Genomic DNA, 15,093 nt, shown 5'->3' on the forward strand with positions numbered 1-15,093 from the left:
ACCCGGCCCCCGCACAGGCGCACGCAGGGCGCTGCCCCCTCCGGGGAGCCGCGCCCTGCGTCGTGCTGTCGTCGTGCTGTCGTCGTGCTGTCGTCGTGCCCGTCGTCGGGCGCTACGACGCGACCTTGACGGTGAACAGCGTCGAGCGCAGGCCGAGCGCGCTGCGGAACGCGTCGCCCGTGAGCGTCTTGCTCCCGCCGGTGCCCGTGACCGTCACGCTCGTCGCGCGGCCCCCGTGCGCGCCCTTGCCGTCGCGCGTGACGGTGACCTGCGTGACCCGCCCGACGCCGAAGACGCTCTCGGCCGTCGCGCGGCTGACCGTCACCTGCCACGCGGGGTACGCGTCGTACGTGTCCGCGTTCGCCTTCAGGTACGGCTGCGAGCCCTTGACGCTGTAGCCGCCGTTCGACGCACTGAACTGCGTGAACGCGGGCTTGCCGTCATAGGTGCGGATCTGGCCGGCGGTCGCCTTGACGGCGGTCGTGGTGCTCGACGCGGTGAACGTCGCGAGCCTGGTGCCCTTGAGGTCGTACTCCGCGAGCCCCTGGAAGACCTGGCACGCGGTGGTGTCGCACGTGTCGTACCACCAGGGGCGGTACCCGCTCGCGGCCTCGTACGCGGCGTACGTCCGCGCCGCGACGGCCTGCGCGCGCAGCGCCTGCTGGTGCCAGTACGACGGCATCTCGGACGGGACGACCGAGATGAGGTACGACGTGTAGCTGGTGCTCGCGGTGATCTGCACCGAGCTCGCGCCCGACCCGGTGAGGTTCGTCGAGAGGCTGCCCCGGTACTCGCGCGCCTTGGAGCCGTTGACGTTGCGCACGGTGTTGTCCCCGGTCCGCAGCGTCACCTTCGACGCCCCGGCGAGCGTGGTGCGCACCCGCGTGCTCGAGTAGGGGTACCAGGTGCCGTTCGCCTTGGCCTGCACGGCCCACGACGAGCCCGAGCGACGCACCTGCCAGAACGTCACCGTCAGGCGCTTGCCGTTCTGCACGATCGTCTCGGGCAGCGGCGTCGCGGCGTTCGACCGTCCCTTCACGGGGTTGCTGCCCGCGATCGTCATGCCCTTCTCGGCGACGACGGTCAGCAGGCGGTCGGTGTCGTTGCGCAGCCACACCTTGAGCGAGCGCGAGTCCGAGAGCGTCTTCGACGACGTCCCGCGGTAGTAGAACGCGAGGATCGTGCTGGCCGCGCGGCCGGCCTCGGCCTGACCCTTCGCGCCGTACTGCGAGAGCCCGATGCCGTGGCCGAACCCGCGACCGTCGATCGTGAGGTCGCCCGCCGCGGCGGCCCGGTCACCCGCGAGCGGCGCGGCGGTGGCGGCCGCGACCGCGGTGTCCGCGGTGCCGCCCAGCACGCCCGGACGCTCGAGGCCGTCGTCGTCGGCCCACGCGCCGGGCGCCGACGCGCCGACGAGCACGCCCGTGACGAGCGCCGCCACCAGGCCACGGCGCACCCGGCGCTCGCGCGCGCTCATGACCGGGCCGCCAGCGCGTCCTGCAGGACCCGCACCACGCGGTCGGCGGCGTCGCCCGACCCGTACGGCGTGGCCTGCGGCAGCGCACCGGGCCCGCGCAGCGCGACCTGGGAGAGCCGCGCGAGGTCCGCCTCGTCCGGAAGCAGCACGTTCCATCCCCCTTCGAGCGTCTCCACCCACTCCGTCTCGGTACGCAGTGTCGTGCACGCGCGCCCCAGGAGGAAGGCCTCCTTCTGCAGACCTCCCGAGTCCGTGACCACGCCCACCGAGCCGAGCACGGCCGCGACCATCTCGGGGTAGGGCAGCGGGTCCGCGACGACGACCGACCCCTGCTCGAGGTCGATGCCGTGCTCGGCGCAGCGCGCGCGCAGGCGCGGGTGCGCGAGCAGCACGAGCGGCACCGGGAGCGCGGCGAGCGCCTCGACGATCGCGCGCAGGCGCGCCGGGTCGTCGGTGTTCTCCGCGCGGTGGATCGTCGCGACGAGGTAGTCGCCGTCGGGCACGCCCGCCGGACGCGTCCCGGATGCGGCGACCGCGTCGCGCACGCGGAAGCACACGTCGGTCATGACGTCGCCGACGAGCACCGACCGCGGCGCGAGACCCTCGTGCGCGAGGTGGTCCATCGCGACCTGGGTGGGTGCGAGCAGCAGGTCCGCGGCGTGGTCGGTGAGCACGCGGTTGTGCTCCTCGGGCATGCGCCGGTTGAACGAGCGCAGCCCGGCCTCGAGGTGCGCGAGCGGCAGGTGGATCTTCACCGCGGCGACCGCGGCCGCGAGCGTGGAGTTCGTGTCGCCGTAGACCAGCACCCAGTCGGGCCGGTGGGCCTGCATGACCTGCTCGAGCGGACCGAGCATCGCGCCCGTCTGTGCGCCGTGCGAGCCGGACCCGACCGCGAGGTGCACGTCGGGCGCGGGGATGCGCAGGTCGGCGAAGAACACGTCCGACATCCCCGGGTCGTAGTGCTGACCGGTGTGCACGATGACGTGCTCCGCACCCGCGCGGCCCAGGGCCTCGGCGATCGGGGCGAGCTTGACGAACTGCGGGCGAGCGCCGACGACGCTCAGGACCTTCAACGCACTGCCTCCACCGCGGAGTCCGGGACCGCGCCGGTGCCGCCGAGCACCTGCAGCAGCGACACCTCCCGCGCGGCGAACCAACGGTCGGTCACGGCGGGGACGCCCGCACCCGCGGTGAGCAGGGTCAGTCGACCCAGCACGCCGCCCGTGAGGGAGTCGACGAGGTTCGCGTCCAGTCCGGACGCGAGGACCACCGTACCGGCCTTGACGGAGCCCTCGTACGCGGTCGCGACCGCCGCGGCCGTCGCGTAGCGGTCGGCGCCGGACAGCCGGGCGAGCTTCAGACCGTCGGCCCGCAGCACGTCCGTGACGTCGGTCGTCACCACACCGGTGCCGCCGACGACGGTCGCGCTGCGCGCCCCGAGGGCCTTGATGGTGTCGCGCGTGCCCGCGGGGACGCTCGAGCGCGGCACGAGCAGCACCGGCTGACCCGACGCGGCGGCCGGTCCGCCCGCGGCGGCGGCGTCGACGAGGTTGGCGGTGACGCCGGACGCGACGACCACGGAGCTCGCGGAGCCGAACGCGCGCGCGACCGCGGCCGCGGTCGCGTACCGGTCCGCACCCGACAGGCGCGTGACCGACAGGCCGGCGGCGCGCAGCTGCGCGGACACGTCGGTCGTGAGGACGCCGGTCCCGCCGACGAGCACGGCCTTCGTGGCGCCCCGTCGCGTGATCTCGGCCATCGACGCCGGTGGCACGGCGGTGCGCGTCGAGAGGAGCACCGGAGCCTTGATCGAGCGCGCGTACGGTGCGGCGACGAGGCCGTCGACGAGCGAGGCCTGCTGGCCGGAGACGATCACGACGGTGCCGCCCGCGGGGAACGCGGCCCGCCCGATGGCCGCGGCCGTCGCGAACCGGTCGTCGCCCGACAGGCGCTCGACGTCCGACCTCGGGTCCGGCGCCGGGGGCGTGTCGAGGGAGAAGTACGCGGACATGATGCCGAGGCGTGAGCCCAGGGTGGTGCGCACGCCGTCCGTGGTGGGCTTCGCCAGGAGGTACTGCACCGAGCCCGCCGAGGACGTCGCCTTGAGCTGCATGACCGCGCCGGAGCTGGCGCGCTGGGAGACCTCGAGGCGCGCGACGTCGGACAGGCGCGGGAACTTGGCCTTCATCTGCGCCTGCGTGATCGTCGTGGTCCACGACGCGTACGGGTTCTTCACCCGCGGGTCGACCGACCAGTGGTCGTCGCGGCTGCGCAGGTAGGCGATCGTCGCGCTCCCCCACACGTCCTCGGAGTTCGTGGTCTTGCCGCCCGTCGACGACGAGTAGTACGTCTCGGCGAGCTTGCCGTCGGGCGCCTGGATGACGCGCGCCTTGCCGGACGTGCGCGTGGCGTCGACCGCCGCGACCCAGTACTTGCCGTACCCGGCCTCGGCCTCCTTGTTGTACGCCGTGTACTTCTGGTCGGTCGTCTCGTCGGTGATGTGCGCGTCGATCGACGAGCGCACGCCGGCCTGGTACTTGCGGTAGGCGTAGGTGCGCGCGGCGATCGCCTGCGCCTGCAGCGCCGACGCGGGCCACGACGAGGGCATCTCCGCGATGCCGTACAGGTACTCGCTGTTGAGCTTCACGACGCTGACGGTGTTGACGCCGCCGCTGAGCGGGCCGAACGCGAGGCTGCCGCGCTTGTAGCGCACCGAGCCCGTGCCGCCGTTGGCTCCGGGCACCGTGACGACGCCGTTCTTCCACGTGAGCGTGAGCTCGGGCCACGTGGACGGGTTCGTGCGGTACTGCGTGCCGTCGATGGTCGTCGAGACGCGGGCCGTGCCGCTCGCCGTGGAGTACGTGAACGTGATCGACGAGGCGGCCACGGACACGGTGGTGCCGGGCGCGGTGCCGAGCGTCCAGGTCGTGCCCGACTCCCGGCTGACGGTGACCGACGTGACCCCGCTGCGGACCTGGACCCGGATCGTCGGGTCGTCCGTGCGGGTCGTGACCTTCGCGGGCGCGTAGTAGTGCTCGAGGATGTTCGTCGCCGAGCGCCCGTCGAGCGCCATGCCGTACGCGCCGTACTGCGACATCCCGAGGCCGTGGCCCCAGCCGCTGCCGTGCACCGTGAACGACGCGGGCGCGGCGGCCGGCAGGACGACCGACGCGGCGGCCCGTTCGGTGGGACCGCTCGCGGTCGGGGCCACGGGCGTGTCCATCGCGGCGGCGGGCGTGGCGACGAGCGCGCCGGCGACGAGCGCCGCGACGACGGGGAGGAGGATCCTGCGCATCAGATCGCCGCCACCAGGCTCCGCAGCGCACCGGGCGTCACCGCACCCGCACCGCCCGCGACGTCGAGCCGGTCCGTCCCGACCCTCTTGAGCCACGTCTGCACGCCTCCGTGGCTCGCCGCCCCCGGGACCAGGACGACGAGGCGCGCGAGGGCGCCGGCCGTGACCGAGTCGATCAGGTGGTCGTCGGACCCGGCCGCGACGACGACACGCGACGTCCCGACCCTCGACGCGAACCCCTTGGCGACCGCGAGCGCGGTCGCGTAGCGGTCGTCACCTCCGTACCGCACGACCTGTCCCTTCGTCACGGTGCGCACCGACGAGGTGACGGCGAGCGACACGGCACCCGTGCCGCCCACCACCGTCGTCGTGCGCACTCCTCGAGCCTGCATGGCGTTCTTCGTCGCGGTCGGCAGCGTGCCCGGTGCCGTGAGCAGCACGGGCTGCCCGGTCGCGGCCGCGGCCCCGCCCGCTGCGGCGGCGTCGACGAGGTTGGCCTGCGCGCCGGACGCGAGCACCACCGAGCGTCCCGCGGGCATCCGCGCGGCGACCGCCGCCGCGGTGCCGTACCGGTCGGACCCGGCCAGCCGCCGCACGTCGTCGACGCCGAGCGCTGCGAGCTGCTTCTCGACGGCGCGTCCGAGCACGCCGGTCCCGCCGACGAGCCACACGCGCTTCGGGGCACGGTGGCGGAGCTCGGTGGTGGTCGCCTCGGGCAGCCCGTCGACCGCGCCGAGCAGCACGGGTGCGTCGAGCGACGCCGCGAACGGACCCGCGACGAGGCCGTCGACGATCGAGGACTGCGTGCCCGCGACGAGGACCACGTCGTCGACCTGCCCGGCGCCCCCGGTCGCGGCGCGGCCGAGCGCGACCGCGGTCGCGTACCGGTCGGGTCCGCCCCAGCGCGAGATCCCGCACGACTCGTCGCCGTAGCCGCCCTTGGGCAGCGCCTCGACGTACACCGTGTCGGTCAGCCCGTGCCGGGTCGTCGTCACCGAGTACAGCCCGGGCCGCGCGGCGGAGCCGTCCGCGAGCTTCTGGTTCCATCGCACCGGCATCCAGCCGCGGCTCTTGCCCGTCAGCGTCGCGACGACCTGGCCGGTGCACACCGACCGCACCGAGGCGCGCCACGTCGACCACGACCGCGCGTACGCCTCCGCCGTGACGTTGCGGCCGGGTGTGTTCGCGGGCGTCGCGACGCGCGACGCCACTCGGTCGACCTGGTCGGCGGCGTAGGAGCGGATCGTCGCGAGCCGGTTGTAGACCATCTGACCCGGGCACGCCGTCGACGCGACGTCGCGGTGGCCCATGACCACGGGCAGCGACCCGCGCCAGCCGGGCTTGCGCTTCGGGTGCGTGCTGCCGCTGCGCGCCGTGAGCACCGTGGTGCCGAGGGGGTCGCGTCCGTACGACGCGAGCTTCCACGAGGCGACCTGGGCGACGGCGCGCAGGATCGTCGTCGAGGGGACCTTGCTGGTGAACTCGCCGATGATCGCGATGCCGATGGTGTTGGTGTTGAAGCCGCCCGAGTGGACGCCGAGCGGCACCTTGTCGAGCGAGCCCTTGCGCCCCTCGTACACCGTGCCGAACCGGTCGACGAGGAAGTGGTAGCCGACGTCGCTCCAGCCGCGACCCTTGATGTGGTACTCGTAGATGCCGCGCACGAGCGCCGGTGCCTGCGCTCGCGAGTAGTCGTTGGCGTTCACCGTGTGGTGGACGACGGCCGCCTGGATGGTCGAGCTCCAGTCGATCGGCTTGCGCAGCCGCTCGTTCGCGCGCCACTGCGCGCGCGTCACGATCGCGGGCCGCAGCGCGGCGGGGCTCACGCCCGCGACGGCGTTCGCCGTGTCGAGCGCCTGCCCGCCGGTCGCCGCGCGACCTGCGGCGGCGTCCGCGACCTGCGTGACGGCCGCGTCCGCGAGGTCGTCGACCCCTGCGTCGACGAGCGTCGCCGACAGGTCGGCCGGCGCGGCGCCCGTCGCCGTCTCGAGCCGGACCTGCAGCCCGTCCGAGCCCGTGTCGACGAGCGGCGCGGTCCCGCCGCGGGCTCCGGCGGCCTCCGCGGTGCCCTCCTCGGGCGTCGCCGGGTCGACCTCGAGCTCCTGCCACGACGACCAGGTCCCTGCGTGCCGCGTACGCACGAGCACGCGCGTGACCTGCGCCCCCTGCGCCCACGTCACGCCGACGAGGTCGAAGTCCGCGGTGCCGCGCGCGGGGGTCAGCACCGCGAGGCTCGAGGCTGCCGGCACGTCGTGGTCGTGGTCCGCCTCGACCGGCAGGTCGAGCGTGCGCCTGCTCGGGCCGTCGACGCCGCCGGCGAGCGGCACGGTCGTCGTCCGGACCGGGGCGTCGGGGGCGACGGGCACGCTCGTCGCACCGACGTCGGTCCCCGAAGCTGCCGCCGCGCCGACGACCCCGTCACGTGCGGGCGCCGCCGCGGCCGGAGCGGCCGTGACGGCCAGCGACCCGGCGAGGGCGCACGCGAGCGCGAGGTGTCGGCGTCGTCGCATGGTGGTGCCCCTCGCTGCTCGCGGTCCAGACCGCGGTCACAGTAATTCACACCTGTCACACATGCACGGAGGCCGAGGACGGCGGCGGGGCGTGGCGGTGCCGGGCCCGTCGCGCGGCGCGTCAGTCGGTGTCGCGCGTGCCCCGTGCGCCCTGCGCGCCGCCGAGCACGTCGACGACCACGTCGTGGTGCGCGGTCCGCACGACGAGCGCGTCGGGGTTCGCCCGCGCGATCCGCGTCGCCAGCGGGATGCCGCGCGGGTCGCCCCACGTCACCAGGACCGGGTCGACGAGCAGGTCACCCCACGCGCGCTCGACGTACCCCGCGAGCACGAGGGGGTCGACGTGCGCGTGCACCGCCTTCTCCCCCAGGTTGCGCTTGAGCCACGCGCTCGCACCCTGCTGCCGCTCGGCGAGCGCGTCGACGGTCGCCTCCCGGCCCACGGCACGGGCGAGCGGCCGCGCCGCGCCGAGCAGGACGCGCGGCACGCCGTCCACCGTCCACCGCTCGAGACGGTGCGTGACCACCCGGTAGCGCGCGGGCGACACGTCCAGCACCGTCACCCGGTCGTCCACGTCGACCGCGTGCGGGCCGTCCGTGACGAGGTACGCGCGCGCCCCGCGCCGCGCCGCGTCCCGCACGATGCGCGCCGCACCGGGCACGACCGCGCGGTGCAGGGCGATCGCGACGACGACGGGCGCGTCGGACGGGATCTCGGGCTCGGGCTCGCCGCGCAGCGTGCGGCCGAGCGTCGCGGCGATCGTCCCGGGTCCGAACCGCAGCGCGAGGTCCTCGCGCACGAGTGCGGGACGGGCCGAGCGGTGCCGTGCCTCGAGGCCCTCGACCGCGGCCAGCACGTCGTCCACCTGGTCGCCGATCTCGACGAGCCACGCCATCCACAGGTCCTGCGCGACGTCGAGGTTGCGCTGGGCGCCGCGTGTCGCGGTCGCGACGACCGGCAGCCCGGTCGCGAGCGCCTCGACCGCCGTCAGCCCGAACGTCTCCGACACCGACAGGTGCACGAGCACGTCCGCGTCGCGGTAGACCGCGCCGATCTGCGCCGGGTCGACGCGGCCGAGGAACCGGACCGCGTCCGTCACCCCGAGCTCGTCCGCGAGCGCGACGGCTCGCGCGGTGTCGGCCCCGCCACCGGCGACCGTGAGCGTGGCGTCCGGGCGCCGCTCGCGCCACGCGGCGAACGCGCGCACGAGCCGCAGCACGCCCTTCGACTCGAGCACGTTGCCGACGTACAGCCACCGGTCGAGCCGGTGGGGCGTCTCCTCGCGCGGCTCGAACCGCGCGACGTCGACCGGGTTGGGCACCGTGTGGACCCGGTCCGCGACGTCGGGGTACCGGCGGCGCACGGCCTGCGCGGTGTCCTCGCCGACGGTCGTGAACCGCGCCGCACCACGCACGGTGTCCGCGTACATCGCGGACGTGCGCTCGTCGGCCCACAGGCGGTTGAGGTAGGACGCGTGCTCGCTCACGACGACGCGCGTGCGCTCCCCCACGAGGTCGACGACGGCCCACCCGGTCGGCATGCCGACGTGCACGTGGACCACCTGGGCGGCCGCGAGCTCGTCGGCGTACGGCGCGAGCGCCTCGCGCGTGAGCTCGGCGACGCGTGCCCGGGGCGTGGTCGGGTCCGCGACGAACGGCACGCGCAGCACCTCGAGCCCGTCGACGACGTCGCGGGTCGTCGCGACCTCGGGGGCGTCCGGGACGCGCGCCTCGACGTGCACGACGAGCGGGTCGGGGAACTGCTCGAGGAGCGCGAGCGTCGTCTCGCGCACGAATGCGCCCCAGTACGGGTGCTCGGGCGTCGGGTACCAGGGCGTGACGACGACGAGCCGGTCCGGCCGGCTGCTCGTCGTGAACGGGCGCTCCTGCTCGGCTCCCTGCGTGGTCTCAGGCACCGGCCACCTCCGCGACCTCGGCGACGAACGGCTCGAGCAGCGCGTCGCGCCGGTAGGTGCGCGCGTGCACGAGCGCCTCGACGTGCTGACCCGCGGTCTGCTCGCGCGCGCCGCGCGCCGTGGCGACGAGCGCGTCGGCGACGCCCTGCGGTGTGAGCTCGGCGGCCGACCACGCGAGCGGGTAGCCCGCGAGCGGCTCGGCGATCGCGGTGGTCGGCGAGAACACGCCGGTGATCGGCTTGCCCGACGCCATGCACTCGAAGACCTTGCCCGACGTCACGTACCGCGAGTCCGCGGCCATGAGCAGGATCGCGTCGAGGTCGTCGTAGACCTTGCCGATCGTCGCCTTCGAGACCGGGCCCTCGTACGTCACGCCCACGCCCTCCTCGAGCGGCAGCAGCGCCCGGATGCGGTCCGCCTGCCCCGCGAAGAAACCCAGGTGCCCGTACACGTGCGCCGTCGCCCCGGCCATCGCCGGGTCACGGCGGGCGAGCTTCCAGCCCTCCCACATCGCCTCGTGCGGGTGCCGGTCGGTGACCGTGCCGATGAACCCGAACCGCAGCGGTGCCCCGGGTTCCGGGGCCCGGAACCCGGGCTCGCCGAGCAGGTCCGCGTCGTAGCCGTTGGGCAGCACGCGCATGCGGTCGGCCGCCGCCGGGTAGCGCTGCGCGTGCCAGTGCCGCAGCGCCTCGTTGACGAACGTGACGCGCGCGGCCGAGCCGATGAGCCGGGACTCCCAGCGCCGCGCGAGGTGCCCGGGCGGGAACGCGTCGGTCTCCTCGAACAGGTCGAGGGTCCACGAGTCGCGGTAGTCCACGACGTACGGGATGCGGTGCCGCACGTGCGCGGCGTAGGCCGCCGCGAAGTCGGACCAGGGGTTGCCGGTCGCGACGACGACGTCGACCGGGTGGTGGCGGTGCACGCGGCCGATCTCGCCGGCGACGGGCAGGATCCACGAGCCGTACTGCTCGGGGAACACGTACTTCTGCCCCGCGATCGTCAGCGCGCGGTGCACGAACGGCAGCGTCGTCGCGAGCCGCCCGCGGTGGCGCAGGTCCGGGTCCAGGTGCGACATGGGCAGCGGCACGCGCACGACGTGCACGCGCGGGTCGATCGTCGCGAGCAGCGAGTCGTCGCGCGAGCCGACGACCCGGTCGAAGAAGTCCTCGGTGACGGTCACGACCGTGACGTCCCAGCCCGCCGCGGCGAAGTGGTTCGCCATGGCCAGCGGCCGGAACACGCCGCTCGCACGCGACGGCGGGTAGTACAGCGCGACCAGCAGGACGTGCGGGCGTCGCCCGTCGTGGACCACTCGACCTCCTCGGGAGACGCGGAGCGCGTCGCCACGTCGACAAGGGAAGACCTCCGCGGGGGTCCCGGGAGCGTCCCGGGGACAGCGCGAAGGCCGTCGTTAGTATAGGGACGCCGTTTCGCACGGTTCCTGTCGACGTCCCGCACGACCCACCCCGCACCCTCGAGGATCCTGTGAAGATCGCTGTCGTCGCCCTTGGCAAGATCGGCCTCCCGCTGGCCGTCCAGTTCGCGTCGAAGGGGCACGACGTCGTCGGTGTCGACGTGAACCCGCAGGTCGTGGAGCTGGTGAACGCGGCGACGGAGCCGTTCCCGGGCGAGGCGCACCTGCAGGAGAAGCTGACGGAGCTCGTGCCCGCGGGCCGGCTGCGCGCGACCACGGACTACGCCGACGCGATCGCCGGTGCGGACGCCGTGGTGCTCGTCGTGCCGCTGTTCGTCGACGACGAGACGTGGCAGCCGGACTTCGGCTGGATGGACGCCGCGACGCGCTCGCTCGGCGAGCACCTGACGCCGGGCACGCTGGTGTCGTACGAGACGACGCTGCCCGTGGGCACCACGCGCAACCGCTGGAAGCCGCTGCTCGAGGAGGTCTCCGGGCTGACCGAGGGTGTGGACTTCGACCTCGTGTTCTCCCCCGAGCGCGTGCTGACGGGCCGCGTGTTCGCGGACCTGGGCCGCTACCCCAAGCTCGTCGGCGGCCTGTCGGAGCGCGGCGCGCAGCGCGCGGTCGCGTTCTACGAGCAGGTCCTCGACTTCGACGAGCGTCCCGACCTGGCCCGCCCGAACGGCGTGTGGGACCTCGGCTCGGCCGAGGCCTCGGAGCTCGCCAAGCTCGCCGAGACCACGTACCGCGACGTCAACATCGGCCTCGCGAACCAGTTCGGCCGGTTCGCGGAGAAGAACGGCATCGACGTGCACGCCGTGATCGAGGCGTCGAACTCGCAGCCGTACTCGCACATCCACCGGCCCGGCATCGCGGTCGGCGGGCACTGCATCCCGGTGTACCCGCGCCTGTACCTGTTCAACGACCCGGACGCGACGATCGTGCGCGCGGCGCGCGAGGCGAACGCCGCGATGCCGTCGCACGCGATCGACCTCGCGCGTGCCGCGGCGGGCGGCTCGCTGTCGGGCCTGCGCGTCGTGGTGCTCGGCGCCGCGTACCGCGGCGGGGTCAAGGAGACCGCGTTCTCGGGCGTGTTCGCGACGGTCGACGCCGCACGGGCCGCGGGCGCGCAGGTGCTCGTGCACGACCCGCTGTACTCCGACGAGGAGCTCGGCAAGCTCGGCTGGGACGCCTACCACGTGGGCGAGCCGGTCGACGTCGCCGTCGTCCAGGCCGACCACGGCGAGTACCGCACGCTCACCGCGGCCGAGCTGCCGGGCGTGCGCGTGCTGGTCGACGGCCGCCGCGTGACCGGCGAGGCCGGCTGGGACGGCGTGACGCGCATCGTGCTCGGCGCGGCCACGGCGTGACGCGACCCGCGGACGGCGAGCCCCGGCTCGTCGTGCTGACGCCGTGGTACCCCACGGCCGAGGCGCCCTACCACGGCTCGTTCGTCGAGCAGTCGGTCGCCGCGCTCGCGCACCCCGCGGACGCGACGACGATCGTGCAGGTCACGTCCGTGGACCCCGCCGAGGCCCCCGCGCTCACGCGCGAGGGCACCCCGCTCGGGACGGTCGTGCGCATGCGCGTGCCGCTCGACCCGATGACGCCGCGCGTCGCGACGGGGCTCGCGCACCGCGAGGCGATCGCCGCCGCGCAGGCCGCGGGCGACCTGCCCGAGCTCGCCGCGGCGGACGTCGTGCACGCGCACGTCGGCATGCCGTCGGGCTTCGCGGTCGCGCCGCTGCTGCGGCCCGGGCAGCGGCTCGTGACGACCGAGCACGCGACGTACCTCGAGACGATCCTGCGCACGCCCGACGGGCTCGCGGCGTACCGCTCGATGCTCGAGCGCGCGCACGTGCACCTCACGGTGTCCCGCGCGCAGGCACGCGACCTGCGCCGCCGCGTTCCCGACCTGCGGGACAAGGTCGACGTCATCGGCAACCCCGTGGACGACGCCCGGTTCGTGCCCGTGCCCGCGCCGGACGGCCCGCTGCTGCGCTGGGTCTACGTGGGCAACCTCGTCGAGCGCAAGAACGTGCGCACGGTGCTCGAGGCGCTCGCCGTCGCCGACCCGCGCGCACGGCTCACGCTCGTCGGGGACGGCCCGCAGCGCGACGAGCTGGGGGCGCTCGCCGACCGGCTCGGCGTCGCCGGCCGCGTGACCTGGCACGGTCCGGCGCGGCCCGACGAGCTGCCCGGGCTGCTCGCGGCGGCCGACGTGCTCGTGCACCTGTCCGACTACGAGACGTTCGGGCTCACGGTCGTCGAGGCCGCGATGGCCGGCCTGCCCGTCGTCGTGACCCGCAGCGCGGGCCCGCCCGAGACGCTGTCCGACGCGGCCGAGCAGGGGCTCGTCGCGTTCGTGCGCGTGCGACCGTCGCCGCACGAGGTCGTCGCCGCGGTGACGGCGCTCGGCGCACGCGCCGCGACGTGCGACCGTGCCGCGGTGCGGGACGTGCTCGTCGCGCGCTACGGGACCGCGGCGTACCGCGCCGCGCTGCGCCACCACCTGGTCGACGCGGCCCTGCCGACCGGCCCGTCGACGGCGCGGGTCGTGCTGCTCGCGACGAGCGAGGCGGGCGCCGCGGCCCTCGTGCCCGTGCAGGCCGAGGCCGTGCGGTCCGGCGCGCGTGTCCGGCTCGTGACGCAGCTGTCCACCGAGGCCGTGGCCGCCGAACCCGGCGTCGACGTCGTGGACCTGTCCCCGGGCGTCGCGCGGCAGCCGTGGCGCGTGGCGTGGCGCGGCCTCGAGCTCGCGCCCGAGCTCGTGCTGCGGACCGTGCGGCGTGCGTGCGCGCTCGTGGCTCGCGTTCCCGGTCCCGTGTCCCCGCTCGCGGCGCGCGGCGAACGCGCGACCAGCGCGGTGCTCGCGCGCTGGCGCGGCGCGGCGACGCGCGCGCGGCGTGCGGCGGACCGCGCGCTGTTCGCGCGGCTCGAAGGTCGGGTCCTGCCCGGGGCCGCCGACCGGCTCGCGCCGGGCTGGTCGGACGAGCCCGCCGACGTCGTCGTGCTGGGCGACCGCAGCGCCAACGCGCTCGCCGCGGTGCTGCGCGAGCGGCACCCGGACGCGCGCGTCGTCCGACCGCCGGGGGACGCGACGCTGCGCCGGCTCGTCGGGGCCTGACGACCCGGACGTCCTGCCCCGCGACCGGTCCGACGACCGGCCCTCACGCGGCTCAGCCGTCGAGCAGCACGCGCCGCAGGACCTCGGCGCTGCGGCGCCCGTCGTGCAGCTCGGCCACGAGCGCGGGACCCTGGGCGGCGATCGCGCGCGCGGCGTCCCGGGCGTCGAACGCCGCGCGCAACGTCACGCCCAGCGTGTCGCCCGTCGCCTCGACCACGGGCAGCTCGCGCCCGGTCGCGGCCCGCACCTCGTCGCGCACCTGCGCGTCGACGTGGCTCACGACGAGCCGGCCCGCGGCCATCGCCTCGCACGCCGCGACACCGTAGATCCCGAGCCGGAACTGGTCGAGCACGACGTCCGCGCCGCGGTACAGCGCGCGCACCTCGTCGGCCGGCACGCCCGCGACGACGCGGCGCTGGATCACGCCGTCGAGGACGAGCGGCGCGAGCGCGCGCCCGACGCGGTCGGCGCCCTTGAGCACGGGGTTGCTCGGGGCGAACACGACGAGGGGCGCCGCACGCTCGAGCACGGGGGCGTCGCTCGCCCACGCCGCGGCGTCGACGACCACGGGGCACCACACCGCTCCCGGCCACCCGGGCAGCAGGTCGGGCGTCGAGACGAGCACGGGGCCGTCGAACCCCGCCGCGCGGCGCCGGTTGCGCAGCGCGACCGACTCGAGCGCGCGCGTGCGGGGGTCCCCGTCCGGCCCCGGCCGGAACGGCGAGTCCGGATGCGTCGCGGCGTGCGCGCTCGGGACGCGGACGTCCGTGCCGTGCCACAGCAGCGCGACCCGCACGCCCCGGGCCCGCAGCGCGTGCGCCTCGGCCACGGGGTCGAACCCGTGCAGGCGTCCGAACAGCGGCCGCCCCGCCTCGATCACGACGGCCTCCACGGTCGAGGCGACCGCGTCGAACACCCGCTGCTGGTACGCCCGCGACGCGCGGTGCACCGCGCCCAGCGGCGCGACGTGGTCGGCGCCGTACCGGAACGTCGGGTCCGCCGTGAACGCCCACGCCACGGCGGGCACGCCCGCCCGGTCGAGCGCCGTGGCCCACGCGAGCCCCTGCCCCGCGAAGTTCGCCGGCCCGACGAGCACGCGTGCGGGCTCGCCCGAGCGGGGCGAGACGAGCGTCGGCACCCCCTCCGGGTCGGTCGTCCACGGCGCGCGCGCCCACTTGGCCGCGTCGAGCGCGCGGTCCACGGCGGGCGGGAGCACGTGGCGCCTCGTCGTCAGGACGGACGCCGCTCGAGCGGCGAGCGCACGGGCTCGTCGTGCCACGGTCGTCCTCCTGGTCCGCGCCTCGTCCGCGCCTCGTCCGCGCCTCGTCCGCGCCTGTGTGGCGCACCGCCCC

Annotated in this window: 9 protein-coding genes; 2 read left to right on the top strand and 7 right to left on the bottom strand. The window is 75.4% G+C overall.

Going from position 1 to position 15,093, the window contains the following annotated elements; all coding sequences use genetic code 11:
• Window positions 1–112 precede the first annotated feature (112 nt).
• The 6 genes from F1D97_RS14695 to F1D97_RS14720 form a co-directional block, all read right to left on the bottom strand.
• Window positions 113–1,477 (bottom strand): SpoIID/LytB domain-containing protein, encoded by a 1,365-nt coding sequence (locus F1D97_RS14695; RefSeq protein WP_236121246.1) that lies wholly within the window; start codon window positions 1,475–1,477, stop codon window positions 113–115.
• Window positions 1,474–2,550, bottom strand: a complete 1,077-nt coding sequence (gene wecB, locus F1D97_RS14700) for a non-hydrolyzing UDP-N-acetylglucosamine 2-epimerase (RefSeq protein ID WP_236121247.1) — start codon at window positions 2,548–2,550, stop codon at window positions 1,474–1,476. The genes F1D97_RS14695 and wecB overlap by 4 nt, the downstream gene beginning before the upstream one ends.
• A complete protein-coding gene (locus F1D97_RS14705) occupies window positions 2,547–4,772 on the bottom strand; it encodes a SpoIID/LytB domain-containing protein (protein ID WP_236121248.1) in 2,226 nt (741 codons plus the stop codon). Before F1D97_RS14705 ends, wecB begins: the two co-directional genes overlap by 4 nt.
• The gene (locus F1D97_RS14710; protein ID WP_236121249.1) at window positions 4,772–7,282 is read right to left on the bottom strand and encodes a cell wall-binding repeat-containing protein; all 2,511 of its coding nucleotides are present in this window, start codon (window positions 7,280–7,282) and stop codon (window positions 4,772–4,774) included. Before F1D97_RS14710 ends, F1D97_RS14705 begins: the two co-directional genes overlap by 1 nt.
• Before the next feature lie 121 nt (window positions 7,283–7,403).
• Entirely contained in the window at window positions 7,404–9,197 is a 1,794-nt protein-coding gene (locus F1D97_RS14715) for a glycosyltransferase (RefSeq protein WP_236121250.1), read from the bottom strand.
• Entirely contained in the window at window positions 9,190–10,509 is a 1,320-nt protein-coding gene (locus F1D97_RS14720; protein WP_236121251.1) for a glycosyltransferase, read from the bottom strand. Before F1D97_RS14720 ends, F1D97_RS14715 begins: the two co-directional genes overlap by 8 nt.
• 173 nt (window positions 10,510–10,682) lie before the next feature.
• Here F1D97_RS14720 and F1D97_RS14725 point away from each other — a divergent pair, with 173 nt between their 5' ends.
• Together F1D97_RS14725 and F1D97_RS14730 are read left to right on the top strand one after the other, a co-directional pair.
• Window positions 10,683–11,984, top strand: coding sequence for a nucleotide sugar dehydrogenase (locus F1D97_RS14725; protein ID WP_236121252.1), 1,302 nt, complete (start codon window positions 10,683–10,685; stop codon window positions 11,982–11,984).
• Window positions 11,981–13,741, top strand: a complete 1,761-nt coding sequence (locus tag F1D97_RS14730) for a glycosyltransferase (RefSeq protein WP_236121253.1) — start codon at window positions 11,981–11,983, stop codon at window positions 13,739–13,741. Before F1D97_RS14725 ends, F1D97_RS14730 begins: the two co-directional genes overlap by 4 nt.
• Window positions 13,742–13,793: 52 nt before the next feature.
• Here F1D97_RS14730 and F1D97_RS14735 read toward each other — a convergent pair whose 3' ends face one another.
• Entirely contained in the window at window positions 13,794–15,020 is a 1,227-nt protein-coding gene (locus F1D97_RS14735) for a hypothetical protein (protein ID WP_236121254.1), read from the bottom strand.
• Between the last annotated feature and the right edge of the window lie 73 nt (window positions 15,021–15,093).

It is taken from the genome of Cellulomonas palmilytica (assembly GCF_021590045.1).
Classification (GTDB): Bacteria; Actinomycetota; Actinomycetes; order Actinomycetales; family Cellulomonadaceae; genus Cellulomonas; species Cellulomonas palmilytica.

Excerpts from the sequence above, each read along its gene's own strand:
- F1D97_RS14695 (WP_236121246.1), bottom strand. The coding sequence starts at position 1,477 with ATGAGCGCGCGCGAGCGCCGGGTGCGCCGTGGCCTGGTGGCGGCGCTC.
- F1D97_RS14705 (WP_236121248.1), bottom strand. The coding sequence starts at position 4,772 with ATGCGCAGGATCCTCCTCCCCGTCGTCGCGGCGCTCGTCGCCGGCGCG.
- F1D97_RS14710 (WP_236121249.1), bottom strand. The coding sequence starts at position 7,282 with ATGCGACGACGCCGACACCTCGCGCTCGCGTGCGCCCTCGCCGGGTCG.